This is a genomic window from Flavobacterium sp. NKUCC04_CG (assembly GCF_019345525.1).
Lineage (GTDB): Bacteria > Bacteroidota > Bacteroidia > Flavobacteriales > Flavobacteriaceae > Flavobacterium.
This window is the reverse complement of the sequence record NZ_JAHKRA010000006.1, coordinates 103,806-117,545: the sequence shown is the minus strand read 5'-3', so window position 1 is coordinate 117,545 and position 13,740 is coordinate 103,806. Positions and strand designations below refer to the sequence as shown.

The following is a 13,740-nucleotide window of genomic DNA, read 5'->3' as shown; positions in this document are numbered from 1 at the left end:
TTTTATTTTAGTTAAACAATTAAAAGATGGGGTCTTGCTTAGGTTAAAAAATAGACAGCCAATAATGCCGGAATCATATAAATCACTATGGTTTTTGCTCCTTCGTAATCCTTGGCCATTCGTTGTCCAAATAGTAAAAATAAAAAGGTAATACAAGCCAATACCGAAGCGAGAAAAGCGAATATAATTGATGAAAAAATAATCATATCCAATAAACCAATCAGACTGATTAAACCGGTAAATAATTCTAAAAAAGTGACTATTCCCAAGGCAAGGGGAACTTGTTTTTCAAAAATGGTATCATTGAAATGAGGAGTAAGCCACAGTAAGTTTCCCTTCCAATCCATAATTTTATCGAGTCCAGATTGAACAAAAACCACTACAAAATAACCCATCATCAACATCCCAAAAACCATTGTACTATCCATAAATTGAATTAAAATTAATTAGTTAATTAGCCTCTACAAATGATTCTTAAGGAAGCATCTTTTATCCATTAAATATATTATTAAAATTAATATTTTTTAATAATAATTCAAATAGAGATTGTTTTTTATTATAAAACCGAAAAATCATTAAGCTATATGGCATCGGATGAAGCTTTTATAAAAAAATGATTGCTTGTATTTTGAGGATTGACGTGGTTGCTAACAGTAAAACAACTGCTTTTGCTGTTTAAAAAACAGGAATATAGTTCGCTATAGTTGGGCGTTTTCTTTACTAACACGGATTTTTTTAAGGGAAGTAAGTTATTTTTGATGAATCAGTCGAGTCAATTTAATCGATAAATCCGTAAAAATCATTTTGGGATTCCCGTTGCGTTCAATGTGGTAAATGGCTTCGGATAACTCTTCAAAAATTTCGTTGATGTTGGAATTATTTACAAAAGGTGCAAAGTTTTCCAATTTAAATTTTTCGACCGTTGTTTGGTAATAGACCAATTCGGGTGCTTGATAATTGATTAGCAAAGCCTGTCTGAAAAGTTCTATACAAAATTCCAAAAATTGTTTTTGAGACTCACGTCCCAAGGCGGATAGTTCTTCGCTCCACAAAATTAAATCTTGAATAACCGCCGCATTTCCCTTAGCTCGGAAAGCAGCGCGTACCCATTGTACAAACCAGTTTTCAAAAGGCAAACCATCGTTAGTGTTTTTGTAAAGATGCAAAGCTTTGTTGAAGTTTCCTTGAGCCTGTCTAGAAATTAAGGTTGCTGAAGAAGGCGAACACTGCTGTTTTTCTATTAAAGCAGTTTCTATGTCTACTGCGGTTAAGGCCGGAAATTTTAAAATTTGACAACGCGACAAAATCGTTTGAATAATCGTTTTTTCGTTTTCAGCGATTAAAATAAAGACCGTTTTAGCAGGTGGTTCTTCTAAGAGTTTTAATAATTTATTGGAGGCTTCCACATTTAACTTATCCGCCATCCAAATAATCATTACTTTATATCCCCCTTCGTAAGATTTTAAGGCTAATTTTTTAAGCACTTCCTGTGCTTCGTCTACACCGATTTGTCCTTGTTTGTTTTGAATATCGATATGATTATACCAATCAAATAAATTGGCATACGGATTTTCAATAATGAAATTCCGCCAAGTTTCTATAAAACTGTCGCTCGTAGCATTTTTCTTTACGGCATCGGTTGTGGCAACTGGAAACACAAAATGCAAGTCGGGATGTCCTAAGGATTTAAACTTTAAATTACAGGAATCGGAACCGCCTTCATTTTCGGAACCGGTATTTTTACACAATAGATATTGCGCATAAGCTATAGCTATAGGTAAAGTACCCGAACCATCAGGACCAATAAACAATTGGGCGTGTGGAATACGACCCGATGAAGCACTTTGAATCAAATGATTCTTAAGGTGTTGTTGACCGATTATTTCTGAAAACTGCATAGCACAAATATAATCCAAAAACCCGATTTAGAAAAACGATAATCAGTCAAGTTTTAGGGGTTAAAAATATCGGTATTTAATAGTTTTTGCATTTGATGTTTTGCAAAGGACTGGGGTAATGACCTAAAAAAGGAATCTCTAATTCGACATAAAATCGGCGATTCCAATTGGGCAATCCATCCGATTTGCTTGGATTTTGTAATGACGCTTTTCGTTCGGTTTAATCGTTTTTTCTCAAAATTTACAAAAGCCACTACCGGATTTTTTTCCAGATGTAATTCGTGTATCAACACGGCTACGTCTTCTATAGCCATACATGCTCCTTGTCCCATGTTTGGTGTGGTTGCATGTGCTGCGTCGCCTATAAGTAAAACCCGATTAAAGGCAAATTGCTTAAGGGGTTGGATGTCTAAAATATCGCTTTGAATTAAGTCTGCGTCTGAGGTATGTGCAATAATGTGTGGAATATCGTTATAAAAATCTTTAAAATTAGTTAGGAGTTCGGTTATGCCATAAGACTTTACGGTATGGTAATTTTCTGTGGTGGTATTGATGCAAGCATACCAATAAATTAGATTTCCAACTAAAGGAACAAATCCGAAACGCCCGGCTTTATCCCAAATTTCGGTACCATCTTCAACGATAATATTGGGATTCGGGGTAATGGCTCTCCAACAAGTATATCCGGCATACTGCGGTTTGGATTGCGGTAATAATTGGAGTCGAACCGCAGACCCAACACCGTCACAGCCAATTAAATAATCTCCACTGGCTTGTGTTCCATCAGCGAAAGTTAGCTGTACTTTTCGATCAGTTTGTACCAACTTAATCAATTTTTTATTGACTTCGGTATCGGCTTCATCAAGTTTTTCATATAGATATTGAATCAGTACTTTGCGGTGTATACTAAAATTGTCAGCAGATCCGTTTTTTACCAATTCGGTATTGGCTTCAAAAATGGGATAACCCTTTGCATCCTTAATGGTTAGAGAGCGCAACATATTACCTAAGGGGATGAGTGCTTGGGCTAAACCAAGATATTCAAGTGCTTTCATGGCATTGGCCGCAAGTCCTAGTCCGGCTCCCAATCCGTGTATGTTGGGTTTTGATTCGTATAGTTTAACGGTATGTCCCAGTTGCTTTAAACTGATTGCCGTAGTAAGACCAGCGATTCCACCACCAATAATGATAAAGTGTTTAGGCATATTAGAAATTTAGGAAATAATTGTAAGTTAAAATATTTAAAATTAAAGAACCTATACCGGCTTGTATTAAAGGCAATTAATAGTAAACAAAGGTAAAAATTAAAAAGATAATTATGGGTTTCAAGTTGTTCTATATCTGAATTTTGGCCAGTCGGTAGTCGAGGAATTTTAGCCTTCTTAAATAAATCTTAAAATCTTAAAATGCTGTTTTTAAAATTCCGCTTGGGTATAAATCAGTTATTTAAAAACTAAAAAAGTTTATATTTGTGAAATTTCTATAACTCAACCCCATTAAATTATAAAATGAAAACCATTAACGATTTTAATTTTAAAGATAAAAAAGTACTGATTAGAGTTGATTTTAACGTGCCTTTAGACGCGGATTTCCACGTAACTGATGCGAATAGAATTGAAGCTGCAAAGCCTACGATTCTCAAGGTTATTCAAGATGGTGGAACAGCCATATTGATGTCGCACTTAGGCAGACCAAAGGGAGTTGAAGAAAAATATTCGTTAAAACATATAGTGGCAAAAACAGAAGAGGTTTTGGGTATGCCGGTACATTTTTTAAATGAAAGTGTTGGTAGTGAAGTAGAAACAGCAGTAAAAAATAGTGCTGCGGGTTCTATACTTTTATTGGAAAACTTGCGTTTTCACGAGGAAGAAGAAAAAGGAACGGTTTCTTTTGCAGAGCAATTATCCCGTTTAGGAGATATTTATATCAACGATGCATTTGGGACGGCACATCGTGCCCATGCCTCAACAACGATTATTGCGCAATTTTTTCCAGAGAACAAAACTTTTGGTTATTTGTTGGCAAAAGAAATTGAGAGCATTCAGAAAGTTTTAAACAGTTCTGAAAAGCCGGTTACCGCAGTTTTGGGCGGTTCTAAGGTTTCATCTAAAATAACGATTATAGAGAATATCTTGGATAAAATCGATCATATGATCATCGGTGGTGGAATGGCATTTACCTTTATTAAAGCCTTAGGCGGAAATATTGGAAGTTCTATTTGCGAGGACGATAAAATGGAATTGGCCTTGGAAATCATTCAAAAAGCCAAAGAAAAAAATGTACAGATTCATTTGCCGGTAGATGTTATTGCTGCCGATGCTTTTTCAAATGAAGCTCAAATAAAAATAGTCAACGTCGATGAAATTCCTGACGGATGGCAAGGTTTAGATGCAGGTCCAAAAACTTTGGAGCTATTAAAACCGATTATAAAAGAATCGAAAATTATTTTGTGGAATGGACCTCTTGGGGTTTTTGAACTTGAAAAATTTTCGAATGGAACAATTTCCTTGGGAAATTATATTGCAGAAGCTACCCAATCCGGTACATTCTCTTTAGTTGGAGGAGGCGATTCGGTTGCAGCAGTAAAGCAATTTGGTCTTGAATCAAAAATGAGTTATGTCTCTACTGGTGGTGGAGCTATGTTGGAAATGTTGGAAGGAAAGACATTGCCGGGTATAGCCGCTATCGAAAACAATTAAACACATCATTAATAGAGCGGTACCGTTTACCGCTCTATTACAAAACGTTAAGCATGAATTTTAAAGTATCAACCCTTCTATTAGGTTTGTTTTCCGTTGGAGCTTTCGCTCAGAATCATTCGGAAAACGACAACAAAAATGCAGAAATTACCATTTCGTATTTAGATTCCATCAAAAAAACATTTGTCAATCATTCGGTTAGTAAGTGTATTGAAGAACGCATGACTAAAGAACTTGTTAGTCTTGATTTGTTCGAAGAAATGGAATCGGATATCAGTAATGTGTATAGAGATGAAGAAGTGAGTTTTGACGAGTTACCTACGGAATTGTTAAAACAACGACTTCAATTACTCGATCAAAAATCTCCTTTTAAGATTGAATATAACGAATCTTTAGAGCGCGTAATCAAGTCTTTTTTAAAGAACCGTAAAAAATCATATGCACGCTTGATGGGATTGGCAGAATACTATTTCCCTATGTTTGAAGAGCATCTGTCAAAATACGATGTTCCCTTAGAAGTAAAGTATTTAGCGATAGTAGAATCGGCCTTAAATCCGGTTGCTCGATCAAGAGTGGGTGCTACAGGGCTTTGGCAATTTATGTATCCGACTGGAAAACAATACGGTTTGGAAGTTAATTCTTTTGTTGATGAACGTTCAGATCCTTTAAAGTCTTCCGAAGCTGCTGCAAAGTATTTGTCTGATTTATATGCTATTTTTGGCGATTGGGATTTGGTGTTAGCCTCTTATAATGCTGGACCAGGAAATGTTTCTAAAGCTATAAGACGCTCGGGTGGATATACCAATTACTGGAATATCAGAAAAAATTTACCCAAGGAAACCCAAGGGTATTTACCAGCTTTTTTTGCTACAATGTATATCTTTGAATACGGAAAAGAACACGGGATAATTGCTAACGATTCGCCTGCTTTATTGGCTCAAACCGACACAATTGCCGTTAAAAAACGCATGTCTTTTGAACAAATTTCATCACTGTTAGAAATTTCATCACATGAAATCGAGTTTTTAAACCCAACCTATAAGCTTAAAGAGGTTCCTTTTGTTTCAGGGAAAAATCATTTTTTGAGATTGCCTATTAACAAAATCGGTTTATTTGCTTCTAATGAAGATAAGATATATGCTTATATCGACCATGAGGATGATAAAATAGAAAAACCTAACTTCGCTTTAGAAACCACTACTGCGCTTGTGTCTAGTGATATTAAACCGACTTATCACACCGTAAGAAATGGCGAAAGCTTGGGCGTTGTAGCAAATAAATACGGTATTACAGTAGCACAAATAAAAAAATGGAACAGTTTGAATTCCAATGCGATTCATCCCGGTAAGAAATTAAAAGTTGGTGCTTTGGTTGCCAATATTGCCAATACGAGTTCTGCATCCAAAGGTCAAAAGGTATATACCGTTAAAAATGGGGATTCCTTGTATTCCATATCTAAAAAACATCCCGGTGTTTCTATAGGACAATTAAAAAAAATCAATAATTTAAAAGAAGGTCAAAGCATTCATCCCGGTATGAAATTGCGTATTGACGGATAAAAACCATTAAAGTCAAGTGAAAAAAATTCTGATTGTATGCATATTCTTTCTCGCTTTAGCTTGTAAGGAAAACCGTATAGTACATCCAGGTCGATTACCGGATTCAGTCGGAAAATACAATTACTTGACTTTGATTATGAATGATTCGTTATGGATCGGAAGTGCTGGAGACAGTATTAGGAAGTATTTAGCTGTATCTATAGACGGTTTATCCCAAGAGGAGCCGCAATTTGATATCATTCAATTTTCTCCGAGAATTTTTGTCGATAAAAATAGATTGGCTCGAAATATTATCGTTTTTTCAGATAAATCGAATTGTTTGTTTACTTTGGAACGAAGTAAATATGCAACACCCCAAAATATCTTTACTATCAATGCACCATCGTATAATGAAATGGTCGATGAGTTTAGAGTTAATATCGACTCCATTGTTTCGACCATTAAGAAATTAGAATTAAACGAAATGCAACACGCTTTGAACCGTGGTGCAAAGTTGGATATCCAACGGATTACAGCTGTTTTTGGGGTTAAAATGATGATACCTAATGATTACAAATTCGTTTTTGAAAAGGACGATTTTATTTGGTTAAAAAAAAATCTCGCTTCTGGAAATAGTAATTTGCTGTTTTATGAAGTGCCTATTTCGCGAATTGAGAACGGCAACGACAAAATTAGTAACATCATTCAAGTCAAAGACTCTATAGGGGAAGCTTATATTCACGGAACCGTTGCTGGTTCATTTATGAAAACCGATGAGGGATATTCCCCTTTTATTAAAAATGTAGTACTCGATCAAATGCAGGTTAAGGAACTGCGGGGGACCTGGGATATCAAGAACAGTTTTATGAACGGGCCTTATATTTGTTATGTGTTTAAAGATGAATATTATGACCGTTACCTCTTTGTAGAAGGCTTTACCTACCATCCGTCCAATTCCAAACGCGATTTGCTATTTGAATTGGAAGCCATAATTAAAACCATTAAATTTCATGAATGACGATTTTAGAATCGAAATAAAGCCATTTAAGGACTTATTGCCAATCGAAGTATATAGAATACTTCAATTGCGAAGTGAGGTGTTTGTAGTAGAGCAAAATTGCGTTTATGGAGACATAGACGACAAGGATTTCGATGCGGAACACTTGATGATATGGAAAGGTGACGATTTGGCCTCCTACGCGCGTATATTTGATCTAGGTATTTATTTTGATAATGCCGCTTCTATTGGTAGGGTCATTGTCAATCCAAAATACAGAAGTTTTGGACTGGGTCATCAATTGATCAAGCAGTGTTTGGAACAAATTGAAACGGAATATCAAGTTCAAACAACCGATATCTCCGCTCAAGAATATTTACAGAAATTTTATGAAGGCCACGGTTTTGTTAAAATTTCTGAGATGTATTTGGAAGATGACATTCCTCATATTCACATGAGGCGTGTGGTGGGTTAATTGGCGTATTTATTTTATTTAGTAATCAAAATCTCCACTCTTCGGTCCAAGTCGGGAGTGAGGTTTAAAGGGTATTGGTTGCCGCACCCGAAATGCTTTAGGCGGTTTTTAGGTACCTTGAGCTGTGTGAGTAACAGATAGACGTTTTTGGCTCTGTTAGACGATAATTCGCGTTTATTTGTACTTCTATCAAAGGTTTCTTTATATCGTTTGGGAGTACAACAGATATGCCCGTGAATCTCAAAGTTAAATTCCTTGTTTTTACGCATGTGTTTGGCAACATCGCGTAAGGCTTTTTTCGCTTTTGGCGTTAATTTACTATTGCCTTGTTCAAAATAAACGTTTTGTAATATAATGCGATCTCCTTCAACTACCGTATCGGGAAATTCAGTATAAACACCGGGTTGTTTTTCAAATGGAATCTGTTTAAAATTTAAGATCAAATCGACCCTTCTGTTTTTCTGTCGCACTGCGGACACATCTTTGACGTAGTCTTGGTCGATAAGAACACGACCTTTGCCTTCAATGGTAATGACGACCTTAGTACGAATGCCTTGATGTACTATAAAATCTTTGATGGCATTGGCTCTTTGTTGCGATAGTTTAAAATTGTAATCGTCTTTACCACGGTCGTCACAATAGCCAAAGATCTCGATGGCTTCCAGGGAAACCGTATCGAGATCTTTGATATATTCTAAGAGCAGTTGTTGCTCTTTTTGTTTAATTAAATGTTGGTCAAAATCGAAATAAATAGAATGAATGTTGTCTTCTTGTGCCGATGCAGTTAAGCTCAGCAAATACACAACAAATACTATGATACAACTGCAATATTTCATCCGGTTTTTTACTTTCTTCGAATCAGCGGTATATCAGGAGTTGGACGTATGATCATCGGGTAGTATTCAATCTTTACAGAACTACTATCTAGACCAAAAGCTTTCTCCTCGGACAAACTGATTTTCTTTATTAAATCGTATAAATCTAATATAATTCTTTCATTTACGGGCAAATCATTGTCATAAGATACTAATTTCTCTATTAAAACAAATTTAAAATCACCTAAAATATTGTTTCTGTTCAAAGATTCATAACGACTTGAAAGGTCAATTTCCCCAGATTCCATAAGGTCTTTAACAACTTTTCTAAACATCAAATTGATTTTCGGTGCTATACGGAATCCCAAATAAAAATCTACGCGTATTAAGTTGTCGTGTAAAAGTTCTCTTACGCGGTATTCCATTTGATAAGGTTCGTCGGTTACATTGACGTGTAATAACCAATAATTATCGGCGCGTTTTGGTCTTTTTTGCAAAATCGAATACATGATTTTTGATTCCACTTCCTCTGGGTTTTGAGCGTTGGTTAAATAAATCAAGTTGGTGGCATATTTTGGAATCGTCGGGTCTTTACTAATTTCGGACAAAACGGTTTTGTACTTGTCGATACTGGTAAATTCCGTATAGTTTTTTCGAATGCGTTTTCCCAAAAAACAAATGGTCATGGTCAAGGCAAGTATTCCGGCTATAAAGATGGACACATAACCTCCGTGAGAGAATTTTTGAATGTTGGCGATAAAGAAAGAAATCTCAATGCTTAAATACACCAATAAAATCAAAACGATAAATATGGGATTATATCGTTTGAGAACCATGTAATAACCTAGTAATATGGTGGTCATGATCATACACATGACAATGGCCAAACCATAGGCAGCTTCCATATTTCCGGATTCTTTGAAATGCAAAACAACAAAACAACAACCGAAAAACAACAACCAGTTTATGGATGGAATATACAATTGTCCCTTGATGTCGGTAGGGAATTTTACACGTACTTTGGGCCAAAAATTCAAACGCATCGCCTCGTTGATTAAGGTAAAGGAACCGCTGATTAAAGCTTGAGATGCGATAACTGCCGCTATAGTGGCTATGGTAATTCCGACGGGTAAAAACCACTCGGGCATAATGAGGTAAAAGGGATTTCCTGGATTGTCTGGATTAGCCGATAAAAAACCTAAAGTTTTTCCAGAATGTTCAATTAAATAAGCTCCTTGTCCAAAATAATTTAAGACCAACATGATTTTGACAAAGGCCCAACTGATTCGGATGTTTTTGATACCACAATGTCCTAAGTCGCTATATAATGCTTCTGCACCAGTGGTACACAAAAACACAAATCCCAAAACATAATATCCATCGGAGTGAATGGAAAGTAAGTGAAAAGCATAGTATGGGTTTAAGGCTTTTAATACGTAGAAGCTGCCCATCATTTGACTAACACCTAGAATACCGAGCATCACAAACCAAATAAGCATCATCGGTCCAAAGAACTTTCCAATAAATTTGGTTCCAAACTGCTGAATAAAAAACAATCCAAATAATATACCTAAAACCAACGGTATCGTCTGTAAGTCCGGTTGATAAATCTTAATTCCCTCCAAAGCAGAAGAAATCGAAATGGGTGGGGTGATGATTCCATCGGCCAATAAAGCACTTCCTCCGATAATTGCCGGAACAATTAGCCATTTTTTATGTAATCTTTTAACTAGGGTATAAAGGGAGAAAATCCCGCCTTCTCCTTTGTTATCTGCTTTTAAAGTTAGAAAGACATACTTGAAGGTGGTTTGTAAGGTTAGTGTCCAAAAAACACAAGAAATAGCACCTAAAACGATAGCTTCTTGAATAACTTCTTTGCCCATGATGGCTTTCATCACGTATAAGGGCGAAGTACCAATGTCTCCGAATATAATTCCTAAGGTAACTAAAAGAGTTCCTACGGAAACTTTATTAATGGAATTGGACGAGGTTTTGGATAGTGTGCTCAAGTTGCTATTTTTAAGATTATAATTAGTTATTGTTCTTTATCGATTTGTGATTTTTTTCTTCTTTTCCAGATCCGCTTACGAACCAAAATATAAATTACTGCAGTAATAATTAAATACGGCCAAAGGGTTAATACACCCAGGATAAATCCAGATAAAGAATTAAATCCCGAAACTACAGCATGCCACATTTTTATAGGATAGGATTCGGTTATTCCGATTCCCGAAGCTGAGGTTTGGTATATTTCGATGGTTAATGTGCTGTATGAAATTTGATTTTTTAGATAGTTTAAACGGCCTTGTACCGATTCGATTTCTTCGCGAATTTGCGATAATGACTTTTCAATTTCGAGAATCTCAGCTATTTTATTGGTTTTGCCCAACAGTTCTAAGTATCTATTCTCTAGTATTTTTTTGGTCTTTAGGCGCGCTTCCACGTCAATAAATTCTTCCGTTACATCTGTAGCCGTAATCGTTTTGTTATCGAAATAAGCAACATCCTTACTAATCGCGTCGAGTAGTTTGTCAAAATTTTTGTTGGGAACGCGTATAATAATATTTCTATAGGTATAGTTATATTGGCTACCCGAATTGTCGTTTTGTATAAAACCTGAATGGGACTTAATGAGTTGATTTAAAGTTTCAAAGGATGTATTTAAATCCTTAACCTCATAGCGAATGTTTCCCGTTTTTATAATTTTGGACTCTTTATTTATGGATTCTTCGGAATCAGTTGCCGCTTCATTAACTTCATCGTAGTTTGCTGCTTCTTTAGATAGGGCACCGTCCATTGCTTCGACAGCATAACTTGACGATGCGTTGTCTTGACCACAACCCAAAGGCAGTAGTAATAGGGAAAGGGATAGCAAAAAATAACGCATGTATTTCGTTGAATTAAGATTCTTTTGAATCGTTAGATATAGCTACTATAAACTTAGTAAATAATTGAATCGTTTTCTCATTTATTTCGTTGAATGTCAAACGTTCCTTAGTTTGGTAAAAAAACATAATCGCATAAGGTTGATCTAGGTTTTCCAAGAGCAGTTCTTGATTTAGGCGATAGGTTTCGCGTAATACCCGTTTAAAGTAATTGCGATCAACCGCTTTTTTAAAGTTTCTTTTGGAAACGGAAACCCCCATCTTTATCTTTACTTGTTGTTCAGAAGCATCCACGGGCACATAAACCAAACGCAACGGAAATTTGCTCACAGATTTACCTTCTGTAAATAAAGATGCAATGGTGATATGGCTTTTTAATTTCTCTTTTTTGGGGTAATTCAATTTCATGTGTTGGGTTTCTTCTGCGCTACAAAGGTAAAAAAAGCTTTCGTACAAATTTGAAATAAAAAAAACCCCTTTTTTGAGGGGTTTTTAAGTGCTGTTATGCTTTGTAAACATTGTTTTTTTGATCGATATCGGCCATGAATTGACTTGGGTCAATAATAATGGTTTTAATCTTTTTTCTCGGTTGATCGATGGTAAATTCATAGTGCGGATTACCCCATCCCCAACCGGTCAACACCGTGCGTTTGATTTCTGGATATGGATTGGGTTTGATCCAGTGCATGGAAGTATTTGGAATATAAAAACTTTCGAAAGAACCGTCTTCATATTCAACCATAATATCTAAAGGCATCGGAGTTCGTCCAATGCGTTGGAGACTTACTTTTGTTTTAGAAGCTCCAGCATCTTCAACGAATTCAATACCGTAGTCGATGGTGTTGGTTGTTTGGGTCCAATCCACCATATACCAATCCAGTACCGCACCACTTACGCGTTCCGCAGTTCGTTTAAAATCGTTTGGTGTAGGATGTGTGAATTGGTAATCTTTATAATATTGCTTAATGGTTTTCATGGTGTTTTCCATTCCAATGATATAAGACAATTGTGTCAAAAACACCGATCCTTTAACATAGGCAGAAATGCTGTAAGCACTATTGAGGTCAAAGCGGTCAGCATGTGTTGTTAAGGGTTGTTCAATACCCTTGTTCACCATATAATAGTAATTTTTATACGAGTTGCCAAATGGGTTAGTATCCTCTTGTTCTGTTTTGTCCATGACGGTCATCACTGCCAAATCAGAAATAAAAGATGTAAAACCTTCATCCATCCATTCGTGTTTGGTTTCATTGGTTGCCAGGGTGTGTTGAAACCAACTGTGCGCCATTTCATGAGCCGTTACACCAACCAAACTTGCGAAATCGCGATTTCCCGTAATCAACGTGCACATAGAGTATTCCATTCCGCCATCTCCTCCTTGAATAACCGAATATTGATCGTAAGGATACAGGCCTACAGTTCTATTGTAAAATTCGAATAATGCAGCTGTTCGCGATTGTAATAACTTCCAATTGTCGATAATTTTAGGATTGTTTTTGTACAAAAAGTGTAGCGTCAAACCATTTGGACCTGGATATTTGTCGTGTATATAGTTATCGTCTGCTGCCCAAGTAAAGTCCAACACGTTTTTAGCAGTGAAATGCCAAGTTAAGTTTTTGGTGTTTTTCGGATGGTTTACTGTAATGTTGTCGTCTTGATAACCGTGTCCAATTTCATTTTTGTTTTCGAGGTTTCCAGTAGCACCTACAGTGTAGTTTTTATCCAAGGTAAGTTTAACGTCAAAATCGCCCCAAACACTGTGAAATTCACGTCCCAAATACTGTTCTACATGCCAGCCCTCAAAGTCGTATTCGGCCATTTTTGGAAACCATTGTGCCATGGATAAGGCAACTCCTTCAGCAGAATTTCTACCGGCTCTTCGAATCATCTTTGGTGCTTGACCATCAAAATTCATGGTAAAAACCGTAGAAGCTCCTGGTAGAATCGGTTGTTTTAAAGTAACTTCCAAAACCGTTCCTACTACAGTACTTTTTAATTCAACACCGTCTTGTTTTAGGTTTTTAACTTTTAAATAGCCAATCTCATCGGGTTTTAATAAACTGATTTTACTTTCATAAACCTTTTTATTTCCTTTTTCAATGGTGTTGACCATGCGTTTATCAGGATCTGCAATCGACTTTAGACGGGCATCCATGTCGCTCCCCGGTTGAAAGGCATTGTAAAACAAATGGAAGAACACCCGATTTAATGTATCTGGAGAATGATTGGTATAGGTTAGTTTTTGAATTCCGGCGTATTGAGATTTTTTGATATCCATGTTGACCTCCATTTTGTAGTCCACATGTTGTTGCCAATATCCTGGATTGGGATTCTTCTGAGCTAGAGCTCCAAGAAAAGCAAGAGAAAAACTAAGGGAAAGGAAAAACTTTTTCATATTAAGGTTTTAAAAGAACAAGTTCACTAGTATTCCTA

General features: G+C 36.2%; 12 protein-coding genes. 4 read left to right on the top strand and 8 right to left on the bottom strand.

The window, feature by feature from the left end:
- Positions 1-38: 38 nt before the first annotated feature.
- The 3 genes from KO524_RS06655 to KO524_RS06645 all read right to left on the bottom strand — a co-directional run bounded on the left by KO524_RS06655 (position 39) and on the right by KO524_RS06645 (position 3,103).
- Positions 39-428 carry a DoxX family protein gene (locus KO524_RS06655; RefSeq protein ID WP_255555169.1) on the bottom strand — a complete coding sequence of 130 codons (390 nt, stop codon included), beginning with the start codon at positions 426-428 and terminating at the stop codon, positions 39-41.
- A gap of 321 nt (positions 429-749) precedes the next feature.
- A complete protein-coding gene (locus KO524_RS06650; protein WP_219292296.1) occupies positions 750-1,898 on the bottom strand; it encodes a DNA polymerase III subunit delta' in 1,149 nt (382 codons plus the stop codon).
- A gap of 53 nt (positions 1,899-1,951) precedes the next feature.
- Positions 1,952-3,103, bottom strand: coding sequence for an FAD-dependent monooxygenase (locus KO524_RS06645; RefSeq protein WP_219292106.1), 1,152 nt, complete (start codon positions 3,101-3,103; stop codon positions 1,952-1,954).
- 303 nt (positions 3,104-3,406) lie between these two features.
- Here KO524_RS06645 and pgk point away from each other — a divergent pair, with 303 nt between their 5' ends.
- Genes pgk through KO524_RS06625 form a run of 4 tightly spaced genes read left to right on the top strand, consistent with a single transcriptional unit; the run spans position 3,407 to position 7,607 of the window.
- Positions 3,407-4,597 carry a phosphoglycerate kinase gene (gene pgk / locus KO524_RS06640; protein WP_219292103.1) on the top strand — a complete coding sequence of 397 codons (1,191 nt, stop codon included), beginning with the start codon at positions 3,407-3,409 and terminating at the stop codon, positions 4,595-4,597.
- Positions 4,598-4,650: 53 nt separating this feature from the next.
- Positions 4,651-6,156 (top strand): lytic transglycosylase domain-containing protein, encoded by a 1,506-nt coding sequence (locus KO524_RS06635; protein ID WP_219292100.1) that lies wholly within the window; start codon positions 4,651-4,653, stop codon positions 6,154-6,156.
- A 16-nt stretch (positions 6,157-6,172) separates the two neighbouring features.
- Entirely contained in the window at positions 6,173-7,153 is a 981-nt protein-coding gene (locus KO524_RS06630) for a DUF4837 family protein (RefSeq protein ID WP_219292098.1), read from the top strand.
- On the top strand, positions 7,146-7,607 hold the full coding sequence (locus tag KO524_RS06625) for a GNAT family N-acetyltransferase (RefSeq protein WP_219292094.1): 462 nt from the start codon (positions 7,146-7,148) through the stop codon (positions 7,605-7,607). Before KO524_RS06630 ends, KO524_RS06625 begins: the two co-directional genes overlap by 8 nt.
- Positions 7,608-7,621: 14 nt before the next feature.
- On the opposite strand, the gene KO524_RS06620 is transcribed toward KO524_RS06625, so the two are convergent.
- The 5 genes from KO524_RS06620 to KO524_RS06600 form a co-directional block, all read right to left on the bottom strand.
- Positions 7,622-8,443: an OmpA family protein gene (locus tag KO524_RS06620; protein WP_219292091.1), complete on the bottom strand. Its 822-nt coding sequence runs from the start codon at positions 8,441-8,443 to the stop codon at positions 7,622-7,624.
- An 8-nt stretch (positions 8,444-8,451) separates the two neighbouring features.
- Complete coding sequence (locus KO524_RS06615; RefSeq protein WP_219292089.1) at positions 8,452-10,431, bottom strand: KUP/HAK/KT family potassium transporter; 1,980 nt, start codon at positions 10,429-10,431, stop codon at positions 8,452-8,454.
- A 26-nt stretch (positions 10,432-10,457) separates the two neighbouring features.
- A complete protein-coding gene (locus KO524_RS06610) occupies positions 10,458-11,309 on the bottom strand; it encodes a DUF4349 domain-containing protein (RefSeq protein ID WP_219292086.1) in 852 nt (283 codons plus the stop codon).
- Between the two features lie 13 nt (positions 11,310-11,322).
- Complete coding sequence (rnpA, locus tag KO524_RS06605) at positions 11,323-11,715, bottom strand: ribonuclease P protein component (RefSeq protein ID WP_219292084.1); 393 nt, start codon at positions 11,713-11,715, stop codon at positions 11,323-11,325.
- A 94-nt stretch (positions 11,716-11,809) separates the two neighbouring features.
- Positions 11,810-13,702, bottom strand: coding sequence for a M1 family metallopeptidase (locus tag KO524_RS06600; RefSeq protein ID WP_219292081.1), 1,893 nt, complete (start codon positions 13,700-13,702; stop codon positions 11,810-11,812).
- Between the last annotated feature and the right edge of the window lie 38 nt (positions 13,703-13,740).

Excerpts from the sequence above, each read along its gene's own strand:
- KO524_RS06655 (WP_255555169.1), bottom strand. The coding sequence starts at position 428 with ATGGATAGTACAATGGTTTTTGGGATGTTGATGATGGGTTATTTTGTA.
- KO524_RS06650 (WP_219292296.1), bottom strand. The coding sequence starts at position 1,898 with ATGCAGTTTTCAGAAATAATCGGTCAACAACACCTTAAGAATCATTTG.
- KO524_RS06645 (WP_219292106.1), bottom strand. The coding sequence starts at position 3,103 with ATGCCTAAACACTTTATCATTATTGGTGGTGGAATCGCTGGTCTTACT.
- pgk (WP_219292103.1), top strand. The coding sequence starts at position 3,407 with ATGAAAACCATTAACGATTTTAATTTTAAAGATAAAAAAGTACTGATT.
- KO524_RS06635 (WP_219292100.1), top strand. The coding sequence starts at position 4,651 with ATGAATTTTAAAGTATCAACCCTTCTATTAGGTTTGTTTTCCGTTGGA.
- KO524_RS06625 (WP_219292094.1), top strand. The coding sequence starts at position 7,146 with ATGAATGACGATTTTAGAATCGAAATAAAGCCATTTAAGGACTTATTG.
- KO524_RS06620 (WP_219292091.1), bottom strand. The coding sequence starts at position 8,443 with ATGAAATATTGCAGTTGTATCATAGTATTTGTTGTGTATTTGCTGAGC.
- KO524_RS06610 (WP_219292086.1), bottom strand. The coding sequence starts at position 11,309 with ATGCGTTATTTTTTGCTATCCCTTTCCCTATTACTACTGCCTTTGGGT.
- rnpA (WP_219292084.1), bottom strand. The coding sequence starts at position 11,715 with ATGAAATTGAATTACCCCAAAAAAGAGAAATTAAAAAGCCATATCACC.
- KO524_RS06600 (WP_219292081.1), bottom strand. The coding sequence starts at position 13,702 with ATGAAAAAGTTTTTCCTTTCCCTTAGTTTTTCTCTTGCTTTTCTTGGA.